The following is a 26,259-nucleotide window of genomic DNA, read 5'->3' as shown; positions in this document are numbered from 1 at the left end:
AGTTTATTTTTTTGAATGAATAGTACCTTGGTTAGCACGTAGAACAGGATCAATAACTATTTCCATTTTCAGTTTTTCTCGTTGGCCGTCTTCTGTCACCCTTTCAAATTCCAATGAGGCTCCAAGCGTGAATACTGCTAAACTGCTCTTTGATGCATCTCCTAAGAAAATAGAAAAACTTAAAGGCTGATCGGGAAAGTCAATTTTGGTTGGTATTTGCATTTGCCCTTCTTTCACAACTGCCGTAAAATCCTTAAAATAAAGTTTGTGAAATGAAAAAAGTTTTAACGGAAGAATTGTAAAGTGAATGGTTTGATCACTATTCGCGTCAACAATAAAATTAGTTACTGCATTACCTAACGCCATTGAACCCTGGTCGTAAATTAGGGAATGTTCACATGCACTAACAGGAGCTGTCGGGTGAGGGTTGTTTATTAAAACGCTTTCTGTGTCCACCTGTACGAAAATGTGTCTTGTGTTTTTCATAATTGAGATATGTTATTGATTTCGGCAAATTTAACAGTATTGGGTAAACCTTTCATACCACTAAAGAGGTATTAGCAAATATACTTCTTCTATGTTATTTGTGGCAATTTGTATTTGCTTTTTGATAGTAGCCCTTTAAATATTAGCGGTTACAAATTAGGTAGTCAGAAAAATCATCCTTTTGGCGGATTTCCCACAATCGCAATTTAGCCAATTTTGTCTTGTCTTCAATTACAATTGTCGTTAAGATCAAAATGGTGGAGCAGATCCCACTTAAAAAAACGAACCTTCCTGTAGGTTTTATAGGGGCGTTAACCGAAAAGCCATAAGAGTAGGTAATAAAATTTTCAAAACATGAACAATTTAACCTTAACAGCTGACCAGGCAAAAGCAATGGGACAGAACATTAGCGGATCAAAATCTTTCGGACCGTTAACTCTCAATTACAACATCGATTTAAGCATTCCGCAAATTTCTGCCAGTGCGACACTTTATGGTGTTTCAATTGGAAGCGTAGTAATCAACCCAAACAGCCCGTCGGCAACGATTGGCGGAAATGTCGGGATTGCAAAAGCAGAATTGACACTAACGGCGAATTTTCAGTCGAATGAACTCGATTACAATGTTGATGTCGAGGCTTTCGGTCACACAATTTATTCTGGAAGCGGTAAATTATTCAGCTGGTAATTTATCCAATTCTTATTTGATCAGGCCCGAAGCTAGTCTTAGGGCTTTTTTGTTTCAGGTAAAAACACGTTATCAATACCCCAAAAGTAGTAGTTTCAAAATCACCTTTTTGGATTATTCAAGTTGATTGTTGTTTCCTCAACTTTGTAATGTCTTCAATGCGCATTACCAAAAGACAAAGGCGAAACCGAAAAGCCTAAATAGAGTAGGGCCAATATTTAATATACTATAAAATGAGCAACGAAGTTAAAATGACAAAAGAACAGATTTTGAGCCAATTGAAAAAAGAAGGGGTGACAAACCTTGACGAGTTTGCAAACTTCTTGGTTAAGAAAACCCACAAAAATGGGGAGGAAAACGGACCAATTGTGATGAGCGCTATCATCTACCAACACGGTTTCGTAAACCACTAATCTGGATAAAGGAGCGAGATTGTAAAGTCTTGCTCCTTTTTTTTAACTCAAATTATTTTGATATGGAAACATTATTGGAAAAAAAAGACCAAATACAGATGCTTGACGGCATCCTTCATTGGCTAAACGCCAACATAGAGAAATTTCAAATACCTATTGAAGCGGCTCCTTCAACCTGTGGTCCCGAAGAAATTACGGCAGATATTAAACGCAAAGCTTTTTCTGAACTGGGACTTGCAATAAGACTCGCGCAGAGATCGCCTTTCCTGCAACAGCATCCAGAGATGAAAAAACTTCAAAAATCGTGGGTTGATATCATTGACAGCCAGGATTTTTTCTTCGATACCAGACGCCGACTGCAATTGTACCCACACCGTGTTGTTGCCTATTCTGTACTCAGATCATTGGGGATAGAAAACGATGCCGCCAAAAGCGATCTTCAGGCTGTTCTAGACCGTGGATTCATGGAAAATGCTGAACGTAATGCATGGGAGAAGCTCGACATGAAATATTATATCAAGGCCTGTGGCCTAAACCATAAATTTCCTTCCGACGAATACCTGTTAAAATATTCTTCATTAACCAACCTGCCAAATCTGGCATACGTACAAAACCTTGACTTATATGGATTGACGCATTTGCTTTTCCATTTTGCAGATTTCGGTGACATCGATATGAAACAATTTTTGCAACAGGATTACAAGCACATTCAAGATTATACAGACTTGTCGCTATCAATGTCGGTCGTCAAACAAGATTGGGATCTTACTGCCGAATTGCTCATCAATCAATATTGTCTTCAAAAAACATTTTCTGAGTTTGACCGACATGCCGCTGCGACACTTCTAAAAGCACAGCAGTCCTCTGGCTTCATTCCTGGTAGGGAGTGGGTGATAGCTCAAAAAACGGAAACTGAACCTGCGAGCCATATTTTTGAAGACGTCTATCATCCAACAATCGTGAGCCTGATATTACTTGATTGTGAACTAATGAACTGAAAACATGAAAAATAACATACTAAACACTAGCCTTCAACTTGACCAATGGATTATTGATCATTCAGATTATTTAACTAACGACAACCTAACTTCTATGCTTGCACTATCTCAATTGTGCGCCATAACAACTGGTTCATTTACAAAATCTACCGCCCATCTAAAATTGTTAATTTCTGGTGCAAATAGTCTTGATTTTTCATCAGGAACACTCATCTCAGGAATTCTATCTGCAATTTTCGTCACTGAGCATGGAACTGAAAAGCAAAAAATAGATGCCGTTGACTACCTCACAATACTATCGGAAGTAAACCCTGATGCGATGACAATCAATGCTGCCGTCTTAAAAGCTGTTTTTAAAGAGAACTGTGTAGAAACATGGCCTGTTGAAATACATCAAATTCCGCTTTTTGAAATCGATATAAGCGCGATGATTGGGCACACGCTAACACAAACGGAAATACTGTCCATGTTTGGTGCCAGAGAAATAGCTGCCGATTTTATCTTCAGAACTAAAATCGAAGGAATGGCAATCCATACAATGAGAATTTATGATCTTACTACAGCCATGCGATGCTTGCGGGCTTTAAAGTATATCAAACAGGATAAAAATCTGGTATCCCGTATTGGTGCGGATTATATTTTCCAGCAACAATGCTATGACGGTAGCTTTGGTGATTTTGACACAGCTCTTTCTGTAATTGAGGATTCTGCGAAAAATGCAGAGATTCGAATGGCAATCAAGCTCGATGTCGCTTTCCAAATGATGTGGACACTTTTTGAAATTAGTGACTCCACACATAATCTAATGCAACATTTACAAACCCATACTCTGGCAATACTCCAACAAAATAAAAATGCAAGTTATGCTGAATAAACAACAAATTGAAACCTTCAAAAATGATGGTATTCTTATCTTGGAAAATTTCTTTTCAGAAGAAGAAGTAGTTGCATGGCGTAAGCAAGCGCTTGCCTATCATGATTATCCTATCACAGATGATGATTGGAGAGCGGCCATTAGGAAAGTCAATTCTAATGCTTTCAAACTGATTGATGAACCTACGCCATACACCCATCCAAAAATGCAGGCATTATACGAATCACTTGCGGCAGGTATTATATGGAATGGTGAAAACGAATTGGTTGCCCGCGCTCCAGAAATGCATCGCGAATGGCTCGGAGCTAGAACACCCCATTTAGATTTTCCAGTTTACGACAGTATTCGAACATTGGTCAACAGTGTTTTCTATCTGGCAGATGTTGATCCATATGGCGGTCCTTTTATGTATTGGCCAGGTAGCCATCTCGACTCGTGGGAATATTTTAAAGAAAGCCCAAAAGACTACATGTCACAAGGTGACCTAAGCCAAGATCAGATTTTCGAACGCATTACAAGCCGTGTTTCTAGAGAGGTTCAATCATTTTCCGGAAAAGCAGGAGACTTAATGCTCTGGCATTCCCTAATACTTCATTCAGCGTCAGTCAACAAATCAAATTCAGCGCGTCTTGCCGTCATCGGTAGATGGGGCAATATGCTCAAAAATGGTGAAACACGATTTGACTTCAACAAATCAATTTGGGATGAATGGAAATTTAATGGACAAGATTTGCCCGTCCTGCAGTAATATTATGATAAAAGATAAGCAAATTTCCTGTATCGCATGCAAATCTGACATTTCTTTAGAATCGACCGGCAACACTTGTATGCAAAAAAAATGTCCTTACTGCCATAAGAAACAGCCAATATTATATATAACGGTCTTACTTATGTAGTTTTATAGTGTAAAGACAAATTGACACTGTGCCAATTTTATTATTTGTAGCGATTGTAATTATTAGAATTCGACTGAAGGTTGGATTTGTGCTTTAAAATGACGAAAAGTGACGCTTAATACTTTTTAAACGGCATATAGATTTAATGATGTGCAATACCTGTTTCTAAATCGTAACAAATAATTCCCCTATGTTTGGACCTAAAATGCTAGTGCTGAAAATTATAAAAGCTCAATATTTACTTTTCACAGAAATAATCAAAACTAGTCCAAATATTATTACAATTTCAGCAAATTTCATTTCATCTATCGCCCAATTTTTATCTTTGAGTATCACTAAGGCATTAGTAGGTAGGGGTATAATTCGAGGAGGGTAAAAAATTTAGTTTTGTAAATGCTTATTATAATATATAAGAGGAAATGAAAATGATTCGAATCCCATCCTCTCTGCAAAGCAAAAAAGCTCTTATGAATTTTCATAAGAGCTTTTTTTATAATGTAAAATCTATTATTTAATGACTTTTCATTTTCTCAAAAGTAGTAGCTAAAACCCTCTTTATCTTATCCGAAGCACCACTGAATGCTTTTTCGATTGTATCGGCATTATGTGTTACAGCCATTGGGTTTAAACCTGCCAAACGAACTTCAATCAAGCAACGTTTATCGTCTGTTCCAAATTTATCCTTGTTTTCATCGCCAAGATGCACTTCTACTCGCGTAATTTTGTCTTCAAAACGGCTTAATGTTTTTTCTAATTCTTCCGAAAAATAAGTTTGTAATCTTTCGTGGCCTTCAATTGTACTGTCTGTGTTGAATTGTATTTGCATAATTTTTTTTGTTTTAATTTGATTTGTATAAATTTAGAAATTCATTCGCACTTTAAAGCTTCAATTAATATAAGTTTATGATTTTATCAAGCCAAAATTAAAGCCACTCCTAAATGTTTTTGATATATTTGTCTGACCGATGCAAGCTTTAACTGTTGGTAGCTCAACCCAAAAAATATGCGTTTATATTTTAAAATAGTTTTCTTACTCTTTTTCGTAAAATCGTTTGCACAGGACACGATTCCTACGGTCGTGAGAGATACCCTATTCTACACCAAGATTGATTCGCTTTACAGGGAAGACCAGTTTTATTTTGGCTTGACCTATAACCAATTGATGAATACTCCAGCGGGATTTTCGCAGGACGGAATCTCAACCGGAATCAGTGCGGGTTTTCTTCGAGATATGCCAATCAATAAAAGACGAACTATGGCTGTTGCTTTAGGACTCGGACTTTCCTACAATAAGTATCATACCGATTTGGTGGTTTCAAAAGTTCCTAACGGAAGGGTTTATGGCATTACAGATCCAAATTCTTTTTCGAGAAATAAGATGGAACAGGTTTTTGTAGATGTGCCAATTGAGTTCAGATGGCGGAATTCTATACCCGAAAGCCATAAGTTTTGGAGGGTTTATGCTGGATTTAAGGTGAGATATTTAGCTTTGGGGAAAACGAAATATGTAGCTTCGGACGAAACCCAAGTAATCATCAACAATCCAGATTTTAATAAGTTGCAATACGGTCCGTTTTTATCTTTCGGATACAATACTTGGAATTTTCATGCCTATTATGGTTTGAATTCGCTATACAAATCCGCCCAAACAGTTGATGGAGATGCTATCGATTTTACTACCCTAAACATCGGTTTGATGTTCTATATTCTATAGCCAAAAATAGAAAAGTCCTATTTGGGGCAAGGTTCCAATCAAGCTTCCTAAAATTAATTCGGTTGGTGTGTGAGCTTTCATTTCCAATCTGGATGAAGCTACAAATCCGTTGCATAAAATCAAGGGAACAATCGGGAAGATCAATCGAACTTGAAAATGCAGGCTAATTCCGATGGTGAAAACCGTCAAAGCTGTAATCCCAATCATGTGGAGGCTTGCCTTTTGTTTAAAGTAAATTAAAAACAGGGCGAGAAGCGTGCTGATCAAACTTCCGAGAAAAAAGAAATGCAGTTCTAGAAAATTATCAACCGTTATGCTTTTTTTGATTAAGATATAAAGCAAAATGGCGTGAATGATTAACGGTATAATCCGCTGATTTCTTTTCGCAAGCATAATGGAATCTACCTTTCCCATAGAAAGTAAAAGGTAATAAAACGTCACAGGGATAAAAATGGTAATAATGACGATTTGGATGATAACCAAATAGATATCGGGATATAGAAAATAATGTTCTCCGAAAAGAAAAAAAATCAAAACCGCATAAACCGAGATGAATAACGGATGTAGGATGTAGGAAAATGTGGTGAGGAGTTTTTTCAAATTTTTATGTTTTTAATTTGAAAGTATTGTTTCAATAGCTAAGGTAGAAAAGGATCCTTTGTCTTTTCCTACACTTATAGTATCAAATTTCTTCCATTGGGCATTCAAATAAATCCAAGTATTGCCATATTCAGGGGTCATATAGGCAGAAAGCGTTGGTTCATACCGAAATGCTTTTTTGTAACCTTTGGAATTTAAATCTTTAAATTTATATTGAAATTTATTTTGCTCAATCGTTAGCCATTCAAAGGCAACAAACAAACCTTTCTCTGGAAATGCAATTTTATATTTTGATACATCTATTGTAGTTTCTCTATGTCCTTTGGGAACGGAAAAAATGATATCTTCATTGTATAGATAATCGCCAGGGGCTCCTTTTTCATCTGGTACATACAAAACCATTTTAAATAGTGCTCCTTTTATATTGCTATTTGTCGCCAATTTGATGGTATTCAGATAGGGTGTTTTTTCATACGATTGATCGTACTCAAAAAACCGACCAACGATCCAAGGTGCTAATTGAATGCCAAATCCAGTAGTTGCTGTTTCTAGGTCAAATGTAGAAATGGTGTTGAAAATTGTTTTCTTCTGTGACTGAACCAAAACTTCTTCCAACTGGATAGAAGCTTTTTTCAGATAAAAAACTTGATTGTTATGGGATAACTTGATGGCTTTGGTTTCATATCCAACACAAGAAAGTATAAGTGTCTTGTTTAGAGCGTCGTTTGAAATAGTAAAGCTTCCGTTTTCTTCAGAAGTGGCACCGATGTTCTCATTATCAACCCAGATATTGACATAAGGGATGGTTTTTTTGGTCAGGCTATCTTGAACAATACCAGTAGTTTGTGCAAAGTTTTGGACTGCTAAAAGCAAAAATATTGCCTGAAGATAAAATTTCATCTATATTTCTTTTAATTCTAAACTTAAGGATTAAAGATTTATTACATTTTCTTCCTCATCCTCGCCACAGGAATATCAAGCTGTTCTCTATACTTTGCAATCGTCCTTCTAGCAATCGGGTAGCCTTTTTCTTTTAAGATATCGGCCAATTGATCGTCGGGAAGTGGTTTTTGCTTGTCTTCTTCCTCGATTACATTCTGCAATATTTTCTTGATTTCAAGGGTTGAAACATCTTCGCCTTGGTCGTTTTTCATCGCTTCCGAGAAAAATTCCTTGATGAGTTTTGTTCCATAAGGCGTTTCTACGTATTTACTGTTTGCAACACGCGAAACGGTCGAAATATCCAAACCAACCATATCGGCAATGTCTTTCAAAATCATCGGTTTCAGCTTGGTTTCATCGCCTTCCAAAAAGAATTCCTGCTGATAATGCATAATCGCATTCATCGTTACAAAAAGAGTTTCCTGACGTTGTTTTATAGCATCAATAAACCATTTAGCAGAATCTAATTTCTGTTTAATAAATTGTACAGCATCTTTTTGAGCATTCGATTTATCGCGGGAATCTTTATACGTCTGCATCATTTCCTGATAGTCCTTGGAAACGTGAAGGGAAGGAGCATTTCGCCCGTTTAAGGTCAGTTCCAATTCGCCGTCAACAATCCTGATGGCAAAATCGGGAACCACATTTTCGGTAACTTTGTTGTTTCCAGTAAAAGAACCGCCCGGTTTTGGGTTTAATTTTTCAATTTCATGAATGGCTTTCTTGAGTTGTTCGTTCGAAACGCCATATTTCTGCAATAATTTATCGTAATGTTTCTTGGTAAAAGCCTCAAACTGATTTTCGATGATGTCAGTAGCCAAAGCCACCGATTCTGTTGGGGTTTTGTGCTTCAATTGCAACAACAAACATTCCTGCAAATCTCTAGCTCCAACACCAGATGGTTCGAGTTCATGAACAATATGAAGGATTTTCTCCACCGTTTTTTCATCCGTATAAATACCCTGTGTAAAAGCCATATCGTCCACCATATCAGGAACGCTTCTTCGGATATAACCCATATCATCGATGCTTCCTACAAGAAATTCTGCAATTTCCCGTTCTTCATCATTCAAGATAAAAGTATTCAGCTGATTGATCAGATCCTGATGAAAACTCACCGGTGCAGCCAAAGGCGATTCACGATCGTCATCATCGTCACTGTAATTGTTGATTTGGGTCTTGTATTCCGGAGTTTCGTCGTTACTTAGATATTCATCAATGTTGATGTCTTCGGCTTCAATTCGGTCGCCTTCAAATTCATCGTAATCGTCGTATTCTTCACTTTCAAATTCGTCCTTTTCATATTCCTCTTCATCTCCACCTTCCAAGGCCGGATTCTCGTTCATTTCCTCTTTCAGACGTTGTTCAAAGGCTTGCGTAGGCAATTGAATCAGCTTCATCAGCTGGATTTGCTGTGGAGATAATTTCTGTGATAATTTTAAATTTAAAAACTGCTTCAGCATAAAAGGCTCTAATTTATTTTTTGCCACGAAGGCACAAAGGCTCTAAGTTTGTTATTGATTAACTTTATTGAGATACAAAGTTATTACTTTTTTCTTGTGTTGATGAAGCGTTTGATACCGCTTTTTATTAAAGGTACATTAAAATTTATTAAAAATCCCAAATCTTTATTAGTTAGTTTCAGATGACTGATTATTTGTGCTTCCCAAACGGAGTTAACTTGCTCAACAGCTTTAACTTCGACAATGATGCAATCTTCTACAAGCAAATCCAATCGCAAACCCTCACTGAAAACAATGTTGTCATAGACAATCGGAATGTCAATTTGTCCTTTCACTTCAAGCCCTGCTTTCGCAATTTCGTGTGCCAGACAAATCTCATATACTTTTTCAAGTAATCCAGGACCAAGTTCTTTGTGAACTTTAAAAGCCGAATGCACAATAATTTTAGCAATTTCCTCTGTTCTTTCCGTAATCATATATGGCTTTTATTTTAGAAATAAAGGTACAAAGACCTAATTTTAATTAGAAACTTCGTACCTTAAAATTATTTGATTTTTTAATATAATTTAAAAAACTTTGAGTCTTAGAGCCTTCGTGGCAAAAATCCGTGTCTTAAAATTCTGCACTTCCAGGAGTCCTAGGAAACGGAATTACATCTCTAATATTGGTCATTCCAGTAACAAACAATACCAGTCTTTCAAATCCTAGTCCAAAACCAGAATGTATTGCCGAGCCGAATCGTCTGGTGTCTAAATACCACCAAAGTTCTTCCTCGTCAATTCCGATAACTTTCATTTTTTCAAGCAAAACGTCCAAACGCTCTTCTCTTTGAGAACCTCCTACGATTTCTCCGATTCCCGGGAAAAGGATGTCCATTGCTCCAACCGTTTTTCCATCTTCGTTCAAACGCATGTAGAATGATTTGATATTGGCTGGATAATCGTAAACAATTACAGGCGATTTAAAGTGTTTTTCAACCAAGAAACGCTCGTGTTCAGATTGCAAATCAGCTCCCCATTCTTCAATAATATAGTTGAATTTTTTCTTCTTGTTAGGTGTAGAATTCTTCAAGATGTCAATCGCCTCTGTGTAGGAAACACGTTTGAAATTGTTCTCCAAAACGAAATTCAATTTCTCCAACAACGCCATTTCGCTTCTTTCGGCTTGTGGTTTTGATTTTTCTTCTTCGAGCAAACGACCTTCGAGAAACTTCAAGTCATCGGCACATTTGTCAACCGTATATTTAATTACATATTGGATAAAGTCTTCCGCCAAATCCATATTGTCGTGCAAGTCGTTGAAGGCAACTTCCGGCTCAATCATCCAAAACTCAGCCAAGTGGCGAGAAGTGTTTGAGTTTTCAGCTCTAAAAGTTGGTCCAAAAGTATAAATTTGACCCAAAGCCATCGCGAAAGCTTCACCTTCCAATTGACCAGAAACAGTCAGGTTGGTATGCTTTCCGAAGAAATCTTTCTTGTAGTCAATTGCTCCATCTTCCGTCTTCGGCAAATTGTCCAAAGGCAATGAAGTCACTTGGAACATTTCTCCAGCACCTTCAGCATCAGCACCCGTAATCACAGGCGTGTTCACATACACAAAACCTTTTTCCTGAAAATATTGATGCACTGCAAATGCCAATACCGAACGTACTCTCATGATTGCTCCAAAAGCATTGGTTCTTACACGTAAGTGAGCATTTTCACGCAAAAATTCCAACGAATGTTTCTTTGGTTGCATCGGGAATTTCTCTGCATCCGAATCGCCTAAAATTTCAAGTTTCGAAACCTGGATTTCAAATTTTTGTCCAGCACCTTTGCTCTCCACCAAAGTTCCCGTTACCGAAACCGCAGCTCCAGTCGTAATTCTCTTCAAAGTCGCCTCCGGTGTGTTCTCAAAATCAACAACACACTGAATATTATGAATCGTCGAACCATCGTTCAACGCGATAAATTGATTGTTTCTAAAAGTTCTAACCCAACCTTTTGCATTAACTTCGTGAAGCGTCTGTGTACTGTTTAATAAGTCTTTAACTTTTGTGTGTTTCATTTTAAATTAGGATTTTAAAATTTAGGATTTAGGAATTCCTCCAAATCAGCCTGCAAATATATAGTTTTTGATAGTATTTTTTAGGAGCTTTCCCGCTATCCGTTACAATCTTTTTGTCTCGTTAAAAAAACGAGACAAAAAGGATTTCCACTACTATCGGGGCTAACCCAATCAAATGGCTCGGTAATTCAGGAATTTTTTGATTGAATTTAAGCTTCAAGCTCCAATCCTGCAAGGTTTTCAAAACCTTGTAGGTATATTATTTAAATTCCCGCAAGTTCAAAAGACCTTTCAGGAAATCATTTTAAATCTGTGAATCTGTGGCTATAACTTCTTATTATCCAAATCGTCAATTTCCGCATCAGAATATTCCCGAAGTCGGATATTTGGTTCAGGCAATTCCTGTGCATTCGCCAAACGCTTGTTCATTGTCAAAACCAAAGCCGGTAAAAGCATCAGGTTCGAAAGCATTCCAAAACACAACGTGATGGAAACCAATCCGCCAAGTGCAATCGTACCGCCAAAACTCGATAACATAAATACCGAAAACCCAAAGAATAATACGATGGAAGTATAAAACATACTCAAACCAGCATCATTAAAAGTAGCATAAACAGATTTCTTGATTTTCCATTTGTTGTTTCTCAATTCCTCTCGGTATTGCGAAAGGAAACGAACCGTGTCATCAACCGAAAGTCCAAACGCGATCCCAAAAACCAAAATAGTAGAAGGTTTCAGCGGAATACCAAAATAACCCATAATTCCAGCCGTCATCAGCAAAGGCAAAAGATTCGGAATCAAGGCCACCAAAATCATCTTGAACGAACGAAACATAAATCCGATAAGCAAAGCCGTCAAGAAGAAGGCAAAAACCAATGAAGACAAAAGGTTGTCCAGTAAATAATTCGTTCCTCTCTGGAAAACCAACGATTTCCCCGTAATGTTCACTTCATAAGCATCTTTCGGGAAAACTTCATCGGCAATTTTTCGGATCGAAGCTTCAATCGCAGGCATATTCTCGCCATTGTCATCCCGCATAAAAGTGGTGATTCGGGCAAATTGACCATCATCGCTTACATAACTTTTCAAGACATTATCTTTGCTGTCTTTCGCAGTATTTTTTACATAGCTCAAGATAAAACTTTGCTCTTGAGAAGTTGGCAATTCAAAATATTCTGGATTTCCGTTATAGTAAGCTTGTTTGGCATATTTAACCAAATTAACAACAGAAATCGGCTTTGACAATCCTTCAATCTTTTGGATTTTGGTTTCAAATTCTTCCATCCTTCTCAAGGTTGAAGCTTTCATAACGCCTTTCTTTCGTTTGGTGTCAATCACGATTTCCAGTGGCATAATGCCGTCAAATTCATCTTCAAAAAACACGATGTCTTGGAAAAATTCAGTCTTTTTTGGCATGTCTTCGATGATGCTTCCCGTTACTTTCATCTGCAAAATCCCGATAATGCTCAAAACAGCAAAAATCCCTGCTACAGCATAAATTTTAACACGATTGGTTTTGATGTTTCTCAAAATCCAATCCATAAAACGCCTTACAGAACCCCTGTCCAAATGTTCCAAATGACGTTCAACTGGAGCTGGAATATAACTGTGGAAAATTGGAATCACGAACAAACACAAAAAGAACAATGCAAAAATATTGATGGCGGTTACGATTCCGAATTCAATCAATAAATCATTATTCGAGGTAACAAATGTTCCAAAACCAATGGCAGTTGTCAAGTTGGTAATCAAGGTTGCCATACCGATTTTGGTGGTAACACGTTGCAAAGCTTTTGCTTTATTTTTATGGACTTTGTATTCCTGATGGTATTTGTTGGTGAGGAAAATGCAATTTGGAATCCCGATTACAATAATCAGCGAAGGAACCAACGAAGTCAGGATTGTAATTTCATAATTGAACAATCCTAAAATTCCAAACGACCACATTACACCAATAATTACAATGATAATTGAAATCAAAGTCGCTCTGAAACTTCTAAAAAAGAAGAAAAATAGTAATGAAGTAATTAAAAGTGAAGCTCCAATGAACATGCCAATTTCGCCCTTGATGGTTTCGGTGCTCATCGTTCGGATGTAGGGCATTCCCGAAATATGGAGGTCGATTTTGTTTTCCAGTTCGAATTTTTCTACCGCTGGATTTAGAATTTCCAGCACAAAATCCTTTCGTTCGGCTGTGTTTACGATTTTTTTATCCAGATAAATCGCTCCACGGATGGTTCCCGATTTTTTATTAAACAGCAAACCTTCATAAAAAGGCAAGTCGTTTCGCAATTCGTTTACTTTATCCGAAAGGTATTTGGCATCTTTTAGTTTGGAATTATCAAGGAAGGGTTTTAATTCGAAGGTTTGAAGCGAATCATTTTTCTTCAATTCCTTTAAATTATCAATACTCAAAACCAAATCAACCGATTTGTTTTCTTGAAATTGACGCATCATTTTGCACCAATTTTCGAAGATTTCTGGTGTAAAAAGGGAATCATTCTTTGAACCGATGATGATAAGGTTTCCTTCTTCGCCAAATTTTTCTAGAAAGGCATTGTATTCTATACTTGCGATTTCATTGTCTGGCAAAAGGTTGGCTTCCGTGTAAGTGAACTTGATATTTTTCCATTGCAATGCAAGAAAAATCGTAATCAGCACCACCGAAATTAGGATTGCAACCCTATTGCGAAGTACCAATCGTGCCAAAAGAGCCCAAAATCCCAAACTAAACCACTTAACCATCATCACAATTTAAGAGTGCAAAAATAAAGAAAACAATACTTTTTTTCGGCATGATGCAAACTTAAATCTCTATTTTCGGTTTATTTTAACATTCATATTATATTTACATCAATTGATTTTTTTCATTGTTAAAATTGATATATTTGAATCGTTTTTTAGTCCTCAATTTTGCTTTTTAGAACCGTATGAAAAACTACAAGAATTCTATTTTTTATATATCAATAACTGGAGGTTTTTCGGTTTTAATCTATTGGATTTTATCAAAAGGAAAATCTCTGGAAGAAGGTCGTGAAATCGTAGTTCCTAAATCGTTAAATGACCATTGGGCTGAATTTGTGGATTCCATGTCGCATAGTTTGAAGGAACCACTAGCCATTTTGTTGCTACAAATCATCAGTATCATTTTAGTGGCCCGTTTCTTCGGATGGATTTTCAGAAAAATTGGTCAGCCGTCGGTAATTGGCGAAATGGTTGCCGGAATTGTAATTGGTCCTTCGTTGATGGGGCTTTATTTTCCGGAGTTTTTTGACACCTTGTTTCCGGTTGCTTCTTTTGGGAATTTAAAATTCTTGAGCCAAATCGGACTTATCTTTTTTATGTTTGTCATTGGGATGGAACTGGATTTGAAAGCTTTGAAAAATAAGGCCAATGATGCGGTTGTCATCAGCCATGCCAGTATCATTTTTCCGTTTACGTTGGGAACAGCTTTGGCTTATTTTATCTACAACCAATTTGCTCCAGATGGCGTTGAGTTTATGTCGTTTGCACTTTTCTTGGGAATTGCAATGAGTATTACGGCATTTCCAGTTCTGGCACGAATCGTTCAAGAACGAGGCATCCATAAAACCAAATTAGGAACCATTGTGATTACTTGTGCAGCGGCAGATGACATCACGGCTTGGTGTATTCTGGCAACTGTAATTGCGATTGTAAAAGCAGGTTCGTTTGTTAGTTCGTTGTATGTAATCGCTTTGGCAATTGGATATGTTTTCCTGATGCTGAAAGTGGTGAGGCCTTTTTTGGAACGAGTTGGACAATTGAAAAATTCACGTCAGAGTTTGAGCAAACCCGTTGTGGCTATTTTTCTTCTAACCTTAATAGTTTCGGCTTATACTACGGAAATCATCGGAATTCATGCCTTGTTCGGAGCTTTTCTGGCTGGAGCAATTATGCCTGACAATGCAAAATTTAGAGCCATCTTCATCGAAAAAGTAGAAGATGTTTCGGTTATTGTTTTATTGCCTTTGTTTTTTGTTTTTACAGGTTTAAGAACACAAATCGGACTCATAAACGACCCTTATTTATGGAAAATAACAGGTTTGATTATCGCAGTTGCCGTTATTGGAAAGTTTTTGGGTAGTGCGATTGCTGCGAAATTTGTAGGGCAAAATTGGAGGGATAGTTTAACCATCGGAGCCTTGATGAACACCAGAGGTTTGATGGAATTGATTGTGCTGAATATCGGATTGGATTTAAAAGTATTGTCGCCAGAAATCTTTACGATGATGGTCATTATGGCTTTGGTCACAACTTTTATGACCGGACCAGCTTTAGATTTGATCAATTTTATATTCAAAACCAAGGACGCCATTATTCCAGAAGAAGTTCAAGTAGTCAATAAATATAAGGTGCTTTTTTCTTTTGGAAATTCCGAAAGAGGAAAATCGCTCTTGAGGTTGGCCAATAGTCTTGTGAAGAAGGAAAATAACGAATCTATCGTAACGGCAATGCATCTTACCTCAAGCAACGAACTTCATACGTTTGACTTGGAAGAACAGGAAAAGAAAAGTTTTACACCCATATTGGCGGAATCTAAAAATCTGGATCAAAAGATTGTTACTTTGTTTAAAGCTTCCAACGACATCAACACGGATATTGTTGAAATTGCCAATCATGGAGAATACGATTTGCTTTTGGTGGGACTCGGACAATCTATCTTTGAAGGAACTTTGTTGGGGAAAGTATTGGGTTTTACAACAAGAATTATTAATCCGGATCGCTTGATTGATAAATTTATAGGAAAGGAAGGTCTTTTTGAAAATTCTCCTTTTGATGAAAGAACAAGACAGATTATAGCAAAAAGCAAAATGCCTGTTGGAATTTTGGTGGATAAAGACCTAAACAATCCCGACAAGGTGTTTATGCCGATTTTCAGTACAGACGATGCTTTTTTGATAGAATATGCCGAAAAATTAGTTTACAATAACGATTCGCACATTACGTTCATCGACCCAAATCAGGCTATTGCAAATAATGACGAAATTACCGAGAAAATCAGCGAAATTGAGCAGAACAGTCCAAATTCCACAAAGATGGGAGAACGAATCATCAAGAAAGATTTTCTTAAAAGTCAGGATATTATGATCATCAGTTTAGAAAGTTGGAAAAAATTAATCGACACCCAAAGTATTTGGCTCACAAATATTCCATCGGTTTTGATTATTAAACCATAAATTGCTATATTTGATTTGTCATTTTCTATATGTTTTAAAGTTAAACAATAAGAGAGCCTGTTAAGTCCAAAAGATTTAGCAGGTTTCTTTTATTATGCCAATTGCATTATGAACTGGATTCTATTGATTATCGCAGGATTATTTGAAGTTGGTTTTGCAACCTGTTTGGGCAAAGCCAAAGAAACTTCGGGAACTATTTCCGGTTTGTGGATGGGGGGATTTTTTGTATGCCTTGCCATCAGCATGTTTTTGTTGTATAAGGCAACCCAGACTTTGCCAATCGGAACAGCCTATGCGGTTTGGACAGGTGTTGGAGCGGTAGGAACGGTTTTGGTTGGAATTTTTATCTTCAAGGAACCTGCCACTTTTTGGAGGATATTTTTTATCTCAACGTTGATTGCATCGATAATCGGACTCAAGTTTGTTTCTTCTCATTAAGTAAGAAATGTCTACTTTTGAATTCCATTTTTAAATGAATATGAAAGAAAGCACGACTCTGATTTTACTGTTAGTACTTGTTCTGGTACTTGCGTCATTGGTCTTTTGGCTTGTTTACCGTCTGTTTCAATCGGAGAAAAAGAAAAATAAGGCGGAGGAAAAATTTTATCTTTTGGAGATGAAAATCAATGATTTGCAACTCGAAACACTGGAGTCAAAATTGAATCCGCATCTTTTCAAGAATATATTGAATTCAATACAATCGCATGCTTACCAGACTTATATTGCCTTGGATAAATTGGCCAATGTATTGGATTATATCTTATACGAAAGCCAGAAAAAACTGGTTTCTCCAAAAGAAGAAATAGAGTTTGCCATGAATCTTATCGAAATAAATAAGATTAAAGTCAGTCCGCTTTTTGAACTTAAAGTAAAAACTAAAATCAAGGAAAGCGAAGCACTTTTTGAACAGAATTTGATTGCTCCACTTATTTCTATTGATTTAATTGAAAACGCCTTCAAGCATGCCGATTTGCAAAGTGCTGATGCCTTTATTTCGGTATTATTTGAATTCAAGGATAATTGTTTTTATTTGACGGTTTCCAATAAAATATCCGAAAAGAAAGCACTCAAAAAAGAACGAAGTGGAATTGGTGCCACAACTTTAGAACAAAGGCTGAAAATCATTTATAAGAATAATTTCAAGCTCGATAAGTTTGTAGAAGACAACGTTTATATTGCTCACTTAAAAATAGATTTACTTGAATACAAAGCTCAAATGCTTACTGATCGATGATGAATTGCCAGGGTTGACGTATCTGAAAATGTTATGCGAACAAATTCCAGAATTGGAAATCGTAAAAACATTCAATGACCCCGAGAAATTGATGCGTGAAATACCGTCACTCGATTTTGATTTGTGCATTACGGATATTGAAATGCCCGGGATTGATGGGCTCAATCTTGCAGGGATGTTAAAAGGTAAGATGATTATTTTTATAACGGCCTATAAGCATTATGCAGTTGATGCTTTTGATATTGATGCCGTGGATTACATCACCAAACCTGTAAAAAAAGAGCGTTTAGAAAAAGCCATCAGCAAGGCATTGGAAAAACTTGATCGAAAAACGGAAACTAAAAATTCCATGCAAATCAACACCGATAAAGGTAAAGCCATATTGTATTTCGATACTATTGTTTACATCAAAACTGCTACAATTGACAGTCGCGACAAGGAGGTTTTGTTAGAAGACGGAAGTTTCTTGGTGCTGAAAAACATCAATTTTAATACACTTCTCGAAGAACTTCCGGATGTTGATTTTTGCAGGGTAAATAAAAAAGAAATCATTGCGTTAAAAAGAGTGAATTTTTTCAGTCACAATGAAATTACTTTATCCGAAAGAGATCTAAACGACAAAAAAATAACCTTTTCTTTGAGCGAAACCTATCGTTCGGATTTCTTATTAAAGGTAAAAATATAAGTTATTACAAAATTTTACCATCTTATTACATCCTACAAAAATTAGGCTTCAGATTATTTTATTTCCAATAAATCAGTTCCCATATTTGCCTCAAATTTCACACTAAAAGCAAAAGCAAATATGAAGAATTTTAAAAGCACTTTCTTTTATATCGCCATTATTGGTGTCTTCTCAAGTTTAATGTACTGGATTATCCAAAAAGGAAAAGTACTTGAAACAGGAAGAAATATTGTTACCGACCGTATTGAAAACGGACATTGGAATGATTTTAGAGATTCGATGGTTCACAATTTGAAACATCCGTTGGCGATACTTTTGGCACAAATTGTTACTATCATCTTGGTTGCAAGATTCTTTGGATGGGTTTCCCGTAAAATCGGACAGCCAAGTGTAGTTGGAGAAATTATTGCAGGAGTCGTTTTAGGACCGTCTTTAGTTGGGATGTATTGGCCTGAATTTTCAGCAATGTTATTTCCAAAAGAATCACTGGGTAATTTACAATTCCTAAGCCAGATAGGTCTTATTCTTTTTATGTTTGTCATCGGGATGGAACTAGATTTGAAAGCATTGAGAAACAAAGCACACGATGCTGTTGTAATCAGTCATGCGAGTATTATCATTCCGTTTGCATTAGGATTGGGGCTTGCCTTTTTCATCTATCAATCCTTCGCTCCAGAAGGGATTGAATTCATTTCGTTCGGATTATTTCTGGGAATTGCAATGAGTATTACCGCTTTTCCGGTTTTGGCTCGGATTGTCCAAGAAAGAGGTATTCATAAAACCCGATTAGGAACAATCGCCATTACTTGTGCTGCAGCTGATGATATTACGGCTTGGTGTATTTTGGCCGCGGTAATTGCAATCGTAAAAGCTGGTTCGTTTGTGAGTTCGCTTTATATTATTGGTTTGGCATTGATATATGTTTTAATTATGCTAAAAGTGGTACGACCATTTTTAAAAAGAGTTGGCGATTTAAAAGCAACCCGAGAAAGCTTGAGCAAACCGGTTGTGGCTATTTTCTTTTTAACGCTATTATTGTCTGCTTATGTTTCGGAAATTATCGGAATCCATGCCTTATTTGGTGCTTTTATGGCAGGAGCCATAATGCCAGAAAGTGGTAAGTTTAGAAATATTTTCATTGAGAAAGTAGAGGATGTTTCAGTTGTCATCCTACTTCCCTTATTCTTTGTGTTTACAGGACTTAGAACCCAAATCGGATTGTTAAACGACCCTTCCTTGTGGAAAATAACAGGTCTGATTATTCTAGTTGCAGTTGTGGGTAAATTCTTTGGGAGTGCATTGGCAGCAAAATTTGTAGGACAAAATTGGAAAGACAGCCTTTCGATTGGAGCTTTGATGAATACAAGAGGATTAATGGAATTAGTGGTACTGAACATCGGATATGATTTGGGCGTTTTATCTGCCGAAATTTTTACAATGATGGTCATCATGGCTTTGGTAACTACCTTTATGACAGGACCTGCACTCGATCTGATTAATTATTTATTCAAATCTAAAACCGAAAATGTTCCAGAAGAAATCAGCAATAAAAGCAAATACAAGATATTGCTTTCATTTGGAGATGCCGAAAAAGGTAAGACTTTGTTGAAAATTGCCAACAGCCTTTCTAAAAAGCAAGATAGTAGCACGATGATTACGGCAATGCATTTGTCTTTGAGTTCGGAACTTCATTCATTTGACGTTAAGGATTATGAAAGAGATACTTTTCTGCCAGTTATCGCTGAATCCGAAAACTTGAACCAGAAAATTATAACATTGTTTAAGGCTTCTAATGATATTGATTCAGATATTGTAGAAACCGCAAACCAAGGCGAATATGATTTGTTATTGATTGGTTTGGGACAGTCTATTTTTGAAGGAACTTTGCTTGGTAAGGTGTTAGGATTTACAACAAGAATCATCAATCCTGATCGTTTGATTGATAAATTTACGGGTAAGGAAGGCTTATTTGATAATTCTCCTTTTGATGAAAGAACAAGGCAAATTGTTACGAAAAGTAAGATGCCTGTCGCTATTTTAATAAATAAAGAATTGGAAGATGTCAATAGCATTTTCCTTCCGATATTCTCTAATCAAGATGCTTTCCTGATGAGCTATGCTCAGAAATTGATTCACAATAACGGTTCTCAAGTTACTGTTCTGGACGCTGTTGGTCATATAAAAAACAATGAGGAAATCAGGGAAAACATCCGTTCGATTGAACAAAATGCTCCAAATCATATTATGGTCACTACTGAAAAAACAATCAAGAAGGAGTTCTTAGAACAACAAGACTTGATGATTGTCAGTTTGGAAAGCTGGAAAAAATTAGTCGACTCTCACAGCATTTGGCTCAATAATACGCCTTCTGTACTTATCATAAAGCCTTAATTATGAATTCAAATTTTAGTAAGAAGGCACTTTTTTTATCAGCAGTGCTCTTTTCTTGTGCTGCAATTTCTCAAACCAAAGAAGAACCAAAACTAGAACCGAAAGTAGAAAATCCCACAATCAATTTTGCCTTGGAAGGAATGATTGGAGTCGCTGTTGGGAATAATGCTGTTGGAATCAATGTTGGCGGGCCAAGTCTAAAACTCAAACTTAAAAATTATAAAATAGGAGTGGGAGCTTTTCCTTCCTTGCTTATTTTAAATGGAGAAGCTGCACCAAGATTGGCTGTTTCTCCGATTGTTGAATATAAAAAATGGATGCTAATCACACCTTATTACGGTTATGATACAGATAAGAAAATGATTTGGACATTTGGAATTGGATATAAATTTAAATAATTATAATCCCAAATCCAGTACAAAACTCAATTTCACAGAAATATTGTCTTCAAATCTCGGAAGCTGGTTGGGTCCATATCTATAAAAACCAGACAATCCCAAGCCTTTGTAGATTTGGTTTAGCTCAATTCCAGATTCAAAATAGCCGTCGTTCAACGTTTTATAATCAATTCCAAAATGCTGTTCCGTTTTTTCCATGTTTCCCCAGGCTGCTCTCGAAACCAATACCAAAGCAGGTTTCACTTTCCTAAATAAGGTTGTTCGTTTGAAGGCATGTTTTATTTGAAAAAGAGCATATTGACTTGAGAAAAACTCATTGAAATACATCGTTTCAAAACTGTTCTTTCCAGCAATTGTAATACGTTGAATGATATTGTCCTTGGTTAAGCTGTTTGGTGAGGTGTTGTACAGATGTGTCAGCGGAACGTCGCCAAAAGCATATCCAAGTTCAGAATAAACAGCTGTTTTTTGACCGTTTAAATACTTTTTTTGATATTCGGCCCTGATGTCTATTTTTCCGAAATCGAAATCATTTCCCATAATGTCCGGAAGTGATTTTGTAAACTGGAACGTGAATTTTGGATATTGCTTGTCGATTTCCAATTTCCCAACCGGAGTTTGCATAAAGGCGCTCGAAGGATTCCACTGAAGAGAAACCATAGCCGTGGTCATATTATATGATGTGTAATCTGTGCCATTTTGATTGTACACATAATTGAATAGTGGTTCGATATGACTTTGTGTAATTTGCCAAACGCTTTCTGTTTTCGGAATAATTTTCGTCTCGATATAAGCCCTCCAAGTTTTATGGCTGTAAAATGTACTCAAGTTAATTGGTCGAGGGTCATAAATCTTGAAAACGCGCTTGTCAATTGCAAAAGCCGTACTTGCAATTTCCCGAACATCATCCGTGTAGGAACCACCAATCCATGTATTGGAGAATCTACCGACTCTCACGGCACTACCTCCGCTGTATTTGAATTTTCCGTCTTTTAATCCGTAAGCTCCATATCCGTCAAGGCGAAATTTATCCGAAAATTTTTCATTCGTAATTCCTCCAAGACCCAGTCTGAAACCCTCATAGTTGTTGTATTTGATGAGATAACGCAAATCCATATCAAAAAAACCAAAAGGCACATAACCGTTTAGAATCCTTCGGCCGATCCTTAATTTCTTTTCAATTCCTTGTTTGATTACGATGCTGTCCAGTGTCTTGTATGTTTGTTTTCCCCTAGCATCTAGGCTGTCTTTTCGGTATTTCTGCCAAAAAACCTCTTCTTTTTTTATGGCATCATCTTTAATTTCGATAGCAATTGCAGGCTTTCTAATCGTCAGAGGAACATTAAACTCAAAATCAAAGTGGTTGGATTCCGATATCAGATACACAAAATCGGAAGTCACTTTTTCTTTAGAATCCGATTTTCCATCTTCCGAATCGCCTTCAAATTGAATCTGACCACCCAAAATATTAATATTCTCGCTGTTGTTTCCCTTTACAATTTTAAAAGTTTTCCCTCTTGGAAACCATAAATCACTTTCGGGAAGATACTCATAATCGTGAATCCCGCTAATGTCGATGATATTTTTAACCCTAAAAATGGCTTTTGCAATAGCATTATTTTTTTGGTCGATATACAAAACGCCATGAAGTCCGTTTTTCTTGGATCTTTTCTTATTTTTAAAGAAAATCACATACAAATCTCGCCCTTGAATTTTTACGGTATCCAATATTTTAAACGAATATTGTTTTAAAGCGTCACCAGCCAAAGGCCCGTCATAACGGTTTTCCAGCAATTCATATTTAGAATCATACACCGAAAAAGATTGAAATTTCAGCCCGATCAATTCATAGATGGGTTGTTTGAAACCCGCCATTTTAGTTGCCAACACATTTTCCTTGAAATTTTTTCCGTCGTATTGGTATTGCGAAATTTTTTCGGTTTGATAGATGTGTTGCTTGTCGATGATTTTCTTGAATTTATAATCGGTTGAATCCAATTTAACAAATTTTCGAACACCTTTATTGGTTACAAAGATAGAATCCAATGTTCCGTTGATGGAATCAGGATTGGCGGTAATCACTAATTTATTATAGGCTTTAAACTGAAAGCTGTTGAGTCTTTTCTCTGGATTGTTCTGATTTTTTAAGGCAATCGATTTTTTAATGATGGCAATTGCTGGATTCTCGCCAACTGTAATTTCTTGCAAACTTTCCGATTTAGGCGAAAGCAAAACAGTAAAATTTTTCTTTCCATCGGTTTGAATTTCTTTTTTTTGATATCCTACATAAGAAATTACGAAAGAGAAAATAGGCTCCTTGCTTTCGATGCTGAACTTGCCATCAATATCGGTAATTTCAAAACCGTTTTTGGAAGAAATTGAAGCAAACGGAAGTGGTTTGTTAGTAGTTTCGTCCCGCACAACTCCCGTGATTTGGAATTGGGCTTGAGCCGAAAACGACAAAAGAAAAAAGAAAAAAAAGAGTTGCTTCATAGGGTTGTATAGCAAACGAATAAAAGGCCGATTTGTTACACGAAGCAAAAGTAAGTTAGTTGCATAAAAAAATCCACTTTTTTAAGTGGATTTTAGTATTTTGTAATGATTAAAAATTTAAACCTTCATAATTTCAGCCTCTTTAACCGCCAAAAGTTCGTCGATTTTTCTAATATAACTATCGGTCAATTTCTGAACATCTTCTTCTGCTTTTTTACAGATGTCTTCAGAAGTTCCGTCTTTTTCCTGTTTCTTGATGTCGGTATTGGCGTCTTTTCTGGCATTTCTGATTCCGATTTTTGCATCTTCGGCCTCAGCCTTTGCTTGTTTGGCCAAATCACGACGACGTTCTTCCGTCAAAGGTGGAACGCTGATGATGATCATATCACCATTATTCATCGGATTAAAGCCAATATTCGCAACCTGGATTGCTTTTTCAATTGGCTGAATCATATTTTTTTCAAACGGTTGGATTGTAATCGTTCTTGCATCAGGAACACTAATTTTAGAAACTTGGGAAAGTGCAGTTTGCGATCCATAATAATCTACAAAAACACTTCCTAACATCGCTGGAGATGCTTTTCCTGCACGGATGTTCAAGAATTCTTTCTCCAAATGAGCAATAGAACCTACCATAGATTCTTTTGTGCTGTCTAATATAAATTCAATTTCTTCAGTCATTTTTTTTAGTTTAAGGGTTTAACGTTTATTAGTTTAAAAGGCTATACTCTTAACCTTTTAACCTCATAACCTTTCAACTTTATACATTTACTACTGTTCCAATATTTTCTCCTTCGCAGATTTTCAATAAATTGCCTGGTTTGTTCATGTCAAAAACAAGAATAGGCAATTCATTTTCCTGGCTTAATGTGAAAGCGGTTGTGTCCATTACATTCAATCCTTTTTTCAACACGTCTTCAAAAGAAATGTAATCGAATTTTGTAGCGGTTGGATCTTTTTCAGGATCAGCTGTGTAAATTCCATCGACTCTTGTTCCTTTCAAAATTACATCTGCATTGATTTCAACACCTCTCAAAACCGCTGCCGTATCGGTTGTAAAGTAAGGATTTCCGGTTCCGGCTCCAAAGATTACGATCCTACCTTTTTCAAGATGACGAACTGCTCTTCTTTTGATATAAGGTTCTGCAATCGCTTCAATTTTTAAGGCAGTTTGCAAACGCGTCAGCATTCCTTTGTCTTCCAAAGCACCTTGCAAGGCCATTCCGTTGATAACGGTTGCCAACATTCCCATATAATCACCCTGAACACGATCCATTCCGTTACTCGCTCCGGCAACCCCTCTAAAGATATTTCCTCCGCCAATTACAATCGCAATTTCCACACCTTTGTCGTGAATTTGCTTGATATCTGAAGCATATTCGGCCAATCTTGCAGGATCAATCCCGTATTGACGATCACCCATTAACGCTTCACCACTTAATTTTAAGAGTATTCTTTTGTATTTCATTCCGATTTTTTATTTAAAACTTGGAGTCATGCTGTCGCAAAGCTCAAGTCATTCCTTTTTCTTTAGTTGAGTTGTGCAAATATATACATATTCTGTTTTTTAGAAATATAGTTTTTAGAAAAATATGGAATTCGTTTTTTTGAATTAATTTTGCAACTCAAATTTTGACTATGAAGGATATAATTAAGGAAAGTCTTGAAAGAAGTTTTTCCTATTCAGAATATAGAAATGCAGTTTCGCAATTGCTTCTAGAAGGGAAATCTTCAGGAAACACACAATCAGAAGACTTGTTGCATTACAGTCAATTGAACGAAACGCGGATGAATCGGTTGGAAAAAACGATAAAGGTTTCAGATGAGAATCTATTGAAATTGAAAAATCTCAACAAGGAATATATCTGGTTGGTCTTGTCAGAAGGCTGGTGTGGCGATGCAGCTCAACTGCTTCCGATATTCAACAAAATGGCAGTTTTGTCGGACAATATCGATTTGAAAATTGTTTTCCGAGATGAAAATGAAGCTTTGATGAATTTGTTCCTGACAAATGGCGGAAAGTCGATCCCAAAGTTAATTGTACTTGAAAAAGAAACCTTGAATGTAATTTTCGATTGGGGACCAAGACCGTCTGGAGCAACAAAATTGATGAAAGATTATAAGGAAAAATTTGGCGTGATTGATGAAACCATCAAAACCGAATTGCAATTATGGTATTTGCACGACAAGGGAATTTCTACCCAAAATGAGATTTTGGCACTGATGGCCTGAATTAGAGTTTTACTTTTCGTACTTGCTTGATTGTTTTTGGTGAACGGCTTCCGTGGAATGCTCTTAAAACTTCAATTCTATTCACTCTTATTCTGTGGATAATCAAGTAAGAGCCAATAATAATGTTGCGATAGATTTTAGTTTTGGTTTCCAAATGACGGCATTCTGGATGGAGAAGATATTGGGTTTCTAAATTTTCTACATCGTATAAAATGTTATCAAAAAAAGAATCGGCTAGTCTTATTCCAAAAGTAGCCTCTCCATATTCATATATATCTTGGATGTCTGAGTAGTAAAAACTGGATTTTATGACTTTTTTCTTTCCGCCCTCCATTTGTTAAAGCGTTCTTTAAATTCTTCAACCGTCATAAATTCGCCTTCTTCAGCTTCTTTTATCATTGAAACAAATTCCTCTTGAGGCATTGGTTTGCCTGGAGTTGCTCTGTTTTTTTCTTTTTTATTGGAAGTTTTCATAAAAAGATTATTTTGAAAGTGATAGTAAAGATAAG

Annotated in this window: 26 protein-coding genes; 13 read left to right on the top strand and 13 right to left on the bottom strand. The window is 36.5% G+C overall.

Translation table 11 applies throughout. The annotated features are described in order from the left end of the window. Positions 1 to 3: 3 nt before the first annotated feature. Positions 4 to 486 (bottom strand): hypothetical protein, encoded by a 483-nt coding sequence (locus J2X31_RS03110; protein ID WP_310024322.1) that lies wholly within the window; start codon positions 484 to 486, stop codon positions 4 to 6. Between the two features lie 354 nt (positions 487 to 840). Between J2X31_RS03110 and J2X31_RS03105 the strand changes: the two genes are divergently transcribed. From J2X31_RS03105 to J2X31_RS03085, 5 genes are all read left to right on the top strand, one after another. Further along, positions 841 to 1,173 carry a hypothetical protein gene (locus J2X31_RS03105; protein ID WP_310024319.1) on the top strand — a complete coding sequence of 111 codons (333 nt, stop codon included), beginning with the start codon at positions 841 to 843 and terminating at the stop codon, positions 1,171 to 1,173. Positions 1,174 to 1,406: 233 nt separating this feature from the next. After that, entirely contained in the window at positions 1,407 to 1,586 is a 180-nt protein-coding gene (locus J2X31_RS03100; protein ID WP_310024318.1) for a hypothetical protein, read from the top strand. Between the two features lie 62 nt (positions 1,587 to 1,648). Continuing rightward, positions 1,649 to 2,584, top strand: a complete 936-nt coding sequence (locus J2X31_RS03095) for a DUF6895 family protein (protein WP_310024316.1) — start codon at positions 1,649 to 1,651, stop codon at positions 2,582 to 2,584. Positions 2,585 to 2,588: 4 nt separating this feature from the next. Continuing rightward, positions 2,589 to 3,458 (top strand): hypothetical protein, encoded by an 870-nt coding sequence (locus J2X31_RS03090; RefSeq protein WP_310024315.1) that lies wholly within the window; start codon positions 2,589 to 2,591, stop codon positions 3,456 to 3,458. Further along, a complete protein-coding gene (locus J2X31_RS03085) occupies positions 3,448 to 4,206 on the top strand; it encodes a phytanoyl-CoA dioxygenase family protein (protein ID WP_310024312.1) in 759 nt (252 codons plus the stop codon). Before J2X31_RS03090 ends, J2X31_RS03085 begins: the two co-directional genes overlap by 11 nt. A gap of 659 nt (positions 4,207 to 4,865) precedes the next feature. Here J2X31_RS03085 and J2X31_RS03080 read toward each other — a convergent pair. Continuing rightward, positions 4,866 to 5,180: an HPF/RaiA family ribosome-associated protein gene (locus J2X31_RS03080; protein ID WP_310024310.1), complete on the bottom strand. Its 315-nt coding sequence runs from the start codon at positions 5,178 to 5,180 to the stop codon at positions 4,866 to 4,868. Between the two features lie 177 nt (positions 5,181 to 5,357). On the opposite strand from J2X31_RS03080, the gene J2X31_RS03075 reads away from it, so the two are divergent. After that, entirely contained in the window at positions 5,358 to 6,068 is a 711-nt protein-coding gene (locus J2X31_RS03075; protein ID WP_310024309.1) for a porin family protein, read from the top strand. Here J2X31_RS03075 and J2X31_RS03070 read toward each other — a convergent pair. The 6 genes from J2X31_RS03070 to J2X31_RS03045 all read right to left on the bottom strand — a co-directional run bounded on the left by J2X31_RS03070 (position 6,063) and on the right by J2X31_RS03045 (position 13,864). Beyond that, a complete protein-coding gene (locus tag J2X31_RS03070; RefSeq protein ID WP_310024307.1) occupies positions 6,063 to 6,668 on the bottom strand; it encodes a hypothetical protein in 606 nt (201 codons plus the stop codon). The two genes, J2X31_RS03075 and J2X31_RS03070, sit on opposite strands and share 6 nt — an antisense overlap. A gap of 12 nt (positions 6,669 to 6,680) precedes the next feature. Beyond that, positions 6,681 to 7,568: a carboxypeptidase-like regulatory domain-containing protein gene (locus J2X31_RS03065; protein ID WP_310024305.1), complete on the bottom strand. Its 888-nt coding sequence runs from the start codon at positions 7,566 to 7,568 to the stop codon at positions 6,681 to 6,683. 41 nt (positions 7,569 to 7,609) lie between these two features. Continuing rightward, positions 7,610 to 9,073 (bottom strand): RNA polymerase factor sigma-54, encoded by a 1,464-nt coding sequence (gene rpoN / locus J2X31_RS03060; RefSeq protein ID WP_310024304.1) that lies wholly within the window; start codon positions 9,071 to 9,073, stop codon positions 7,610 to 7,612. Between the two features lie 83 nt (positions 9,074 to 9,156). Further along, the gene (locus tag J2X31_RS03055; RefSeq protein WP_310024303.1) at positions 9,157 to 9,549 is read right to left on the bottom strand and encodes a GxxExxY protein; all 393 of its coding nucleotides are present in this window, start codon (positions 9,547 to 9,549) and stop codon (positions 9,157 to 9,159) included. Between the two features lie 136 nt (positions 9,550 to 9,685). Next, positions 9,686 to 11,119 carry an asparagine--tRNA ligase gene (gene asnS / locus J2X31_RS03050; RefSeq protein WP_310024302.1) on the bottom strand — a complete coding sequence of 478 codons (1,434 nt, stop codon included), beginning with the start codon at positions 11,117 to 11,119 and terminating at the stop codon, positions 9,686 to 9,688. Between the two features lie 324 nt (positions 11,120 to 11,443). Then, a complete protein-coding gene (locus J2X31_RS03045; protein WP_310024684.1) occupies positions 11,444 to 13,864 on the bottom strand; it encodes an efflux RND transporter permease subunit in 2,421 nt (806 codons plus the stop codon). 185 nt (positions 13,865 to 14,049) lie between these two features. Here J2X31_RS03045 and J2X31_RS03040 point away from each other — a divergent pair, with 185 nt between their 5' ends. The 6 genes from J2X31_RS03040 (at position 14,050) to J2X31_RS03015 (ending at position 21,025) form a co-directional block, all read left to right on the top strand. After that, complete coding sequence (locus tag J2X31_RS03040) at positions 14,050 to 16,317, top strand: cation:proton antiporter (protein WP_310024300.1); 2,268 nt, start codon at positions 14,050 to 14,052, stop codon at positions 16,315 to 16,317. A 108-nt stretch (positions 16,318 to 16,425) separates the two neighbouring features. Beyond that, entirely contained in the window at positions 16,426 to 16,755 is a 330-nt protein-coding gene (locus J2X31_RS03035; protein WP_310024298.1) for a DMT family transporter, read from the top strand. A 40-nt stretch (positions 16,756 to 16,795) separates the two neighbouring features. Next, complete coding sequence (locus J2X31_RS03030) at positions 16,796 to 17,551, top strand: sensor histidine kinase (protein ID WP_310024681.1); 756 nt, start codon at positions 16,796 to 16,798, stop codon at positions 17,549 to 17,551. Beyond that, positions 17,517 to 18,236 (top strand): LytR/AlgR family response regulator transcription factor, encoded by a 720-nt coding sequence (locus J2X31_RS03025; RefSeq protein WP_310024297.1) that lies wholly within the window; start codon positions 17,517 to 17,519, stop codon positions 18,234 to 18,236. Before J2X31_RS03030 ends, J2X31_RS03025 begins: the two co-directional genes overlap by 35 nt. A 120-nt stretch (positions 18,237 to 18,356) precedes the next feature. Further along, positions 18,357 to 20,627, top strand: coding sequence for a cation:proton antiporter (locus J2X31_RS03020; RefSeq protein WP_310024295.1), 2,271 nt, complete (start codon positions 18,357 to 18,359; stop codon positions 20,625 to 20,627). 2 nt (positions 20,628 to 20,629) lie between these two features. After that, positions 20,630 to 21,025 carry a hypothetical protein gene (locus tag J2X31_RS03015; RefSeq protein WP_310024294.1) on the top strand — a complete coding sequence of 132 codons (396 nt, stop codon included), beginning with the start codon at positions 20,630 to 20,632 and terminating at the stop codon, positions 21,023 to 21,025. On the opposite strand, the gene J2X31_RS03010 is transcribed toward J2X31_RS03015, so the two are convergent. From J2X31_RS03010 to pyrH, 3 genes are all read right to left on the bottom strand, one after another. Further along, complete coding sequence (locus J2X31_RS03010; RefSeq protein ID WP_310024293.1) at positions 21,026 to 23,518, bottom strand: DUF5686 and carboxypeptidase-like regulatory domain-containing protein; 2,493 nt, start codon at positions 23,516 to 23,518, stop codon at positions 21,026 to 21,028. A 117-nt stretch (positions 23,519 to 23,635) separates the two neighbouring features. Then, positions 23,636 to 24,199 carry a ribosome recycling factor gene (gene frr / locus J2X31_RS03005; RefSeq protein WP_310024292.1) on the bottom strand — a complete coding sequence of 188 codons (564 nt, stop codon included), beginning with the start codon at positions 24,197 to 24,199 and terminating at the stop codon, positions 23,636 to 23,638. A gap of 79 nt (positions 24,200 to 24,278) precedes the next feature. Next, positions 24,279 to 24,986, bottom strand: a complete 708-nt coding sequence (pyrH, locus tag J2X31_RS03000; protein ID WP_310024291.1) for a UMP kinase — start codon at positions 24,984 to 24,986, stop codon at positions 24,279 to 24,281. A gap of 170 nt (positions 24,987 to 25,156) precedes the next feature. On the opposite strand from pyrH, the gene J2X31_RS02995 reads away from it, so the two are divergent. Then, on the top strand, positions 25,157 to 25,750 hold the full coding sequence (locus tag J2X31_RS02995; protein ID WP_310024290.1) for a thioredoxin family protein: 594 nt from the start codon (positions 25,157 to 25,159) through the stop codon (positions 25,748 to 25,750). A gap of 1 nt (position 25,751) precedes the next feature. On the opposite strand, the gene J2X31_RS02990 is transcribed toward J2X31_RS02995, so the two are convergent. Together J2X31_RS02990 and J2X31_RS02985 are read right to left on the bottom strand one after the other, a co-directional pair. Further along, positions 25,752 to 26,084: a type II toxin-antitoxin system RelE/ParE family toxin gene (locus J2X31_RS02990; RefSeq protein ID WP_310024289.1), complete on the bottom strand. Its 333-nt coding sequence runs from the start codon at positions 26,082 to 26,084 to the stop codon at positions 25,752 to 25,754. Continuing rightward, entirely contained in the window at positions 26,057 to 26,224 is a 168-nt protein-coding gene (locus tag J2X31_RS02985) for a hypothetical protein (RefSeq protein ID WP_310024287.1), read from the bottom strand. Before J2X31_RS02985 ends, J2X31_RS02990 begins: the two co-directional genes overlap by 28 nt. Positions 26,225 to 26,259 lie beyond the last annotated feature (35 nt).

This window comes from Flavobacterium arsenatis (assembly GCF_031456785.1).
In the GTDB taxonomy this organism is placed as follows: Bacteria; Bacteroidota; Bacteroidia; order Flavobacteriales; family Flavobacteriaceae; genus Flavobacterium; species Flavobacterium arsenatis.
This window is presented reverse-complemented; position numbering and strand designations above follow the sequence as displayed.

Bases quoted from the DNA above. Each gene is read 5' to 3' on its own strand.
- J2X31_RS03090 (WP_310024315.1), top strand. From the start codon at position 2,589: ATGAAAAATAACATACTAAACACTAGCCTTCAACTTGACCAATGGATT.
- J2X31_RS03085 (WP_310024312.1), top strand. From the start codon at position 3,448: ATGCTGAATAAACAACAAATTGAAACCTTCAAAAATGATGGTATTCTT.
- J2X31_RS03110 (WP_310024322.1), bottom strand. From the start codon at position 486: ATGAAAAACACAAGACACATTTTCGTACAGGTGGACACAGAAAGCGTT.
- J2X31_RS02990 (WP_310024289.1), bottom strand. From the start codon at position 26,084: ATGGAGGGCGGAAAGAAAAAAGTCATAAAATCCAGTTTTTACTACTCA.
- rpoN (WP_310024304.1), bottom strand. From the start codon at position 9,073: ATGCTGAAGCAGTTTTTAAATTTAAAATTATCACAGAAATTATCTCCA.
- J2X31_RS03105 (WP_310024319.1), top strand. From the start codon at position 841: ATGAACAATTTAACCTTAACAGCTGACCAGGCAAAAGCAATGGGACAG.
- asnS (WP_310024302.1), bottom strand. From the start codon at position 11,119: ATGAAACACACAAAAGTTAAAGACTTATTAAACAGTACACAGACGCTT.
- J2X31_RS03080 (WP_310024310.1), bottom strand. From the start codon at position 5,180: ATGCAAATACAATTCAACACAGACAGTACAATTGAAGGCCACGAAAGA.
- J2X31_RS03045 (WP_310024684.1), bottom strand. From the start codon at position 13,864: ATGGTTAAGTGGTTTAGTTTGGGATTTTGGGCTCTTTTGGCACGATTG.
- J2X31_RS03015 (WP_310024294.1), top strand. From the start codon at position 20,630: ATGAATTCAAATTTTAGTAAGAAGGCACTTTTTTTATCAGCAGTGCTC.
- J2X31_RS03075 (WP_310024309.1), top strand. From the start codon at position 5,358: ATGCGTTTATATTTTAAAATAGTTTTCTTACTCTTTTTCGTAAAATCG.
- J2X31_RS03010 (WP_310024293.1), bottom strand. From the start codon at position 23,518: ATGAAGCAACTCTTTTTTTTCTTTTTTCTTTTGTCGTTTTCGGCTCAA.
- J2X31_RS03100 (WP_310024318.1), top strand. From the start codon at position 1,407: ATGAGCAACGAAGTTAAAATGACAAAAGAACAGATTTTGAGCCAATTG.
- J2X31_RS03055 (WP_310024303.1), bottom strand. From the start codon at position 9,549: ATGATTACGGAAAGAACAGAGGAAATTGCTAAAATTATTGTGCATTCG.
- J2X31_RS03020 (WP_310024295.1), top strand. From the start codon at position 18,357: ATGAAGAATTTTAAAAGCACTTTCTTTTATATCGCCATTATTGGTGTC.
- pyrH (WP_310024291.1), bottom strand. From the start codon at position 24,986: ATGAAATACAAAAGAATACTCTTAAAATTAAGTGGTGAAGCGTTAATG.
- J2X31_RS03095 (WP_310024316.1), top strand. From the start codon at position 1,649: ATGGAAACATTATTGGAAAAAAAAGACCAAATACAGATGCTTGACGGC.
- J2X31_RS03040 (WP_310024300.1), top strand. From the start codon at position 14,050: ATGAAAAACTACAAGAATTCTATTTTTTATATATCAATAACTGGAGGT.
- J2X31_RS03065 (WP_310024305.1), bottom strand. From the start codon at position 7,568: ATGAAATTTTATCTTCAGGCAATATTTTTGCTTTTAGCAGTCCAAAAC.
- J2X31_RS02985 (WP_310024287.1), bottom strand. From the start codon at position 26,224: ATGAAAACTTCCAATAAAAAAGAAAAAAACAGAGCAACTCCAGGCAAA.
- J2X31_RS03030 (WP_310024681.1), top strand. From the start codon at position 16,796: ATGAAAGAAAGCACGACTCTGATTTTACTGTTAGTACTTGTTCTGGTA.
- J2X31_RS02995 (WP_310024290.1), top strand. From the start codon at position 25,157: ATGAAGGATATAATTAAGGAAAGTCTTGAAAGAAGTTTTTCCTATTCA.
- J2X31_RS03035 (WP_310024298.1), top strand. From the start codon at position 16,426: ATGAACTGGATTCTATTGATTATCGCAGGATTATTTGAAGTTGGTTTT.
- frr (WP_310024292.1), bottom strand. From the start codon at position 24,199: ATGACTGAAGAAATTGAATTTATATTAGACAGCACAAAAGAATCTATG.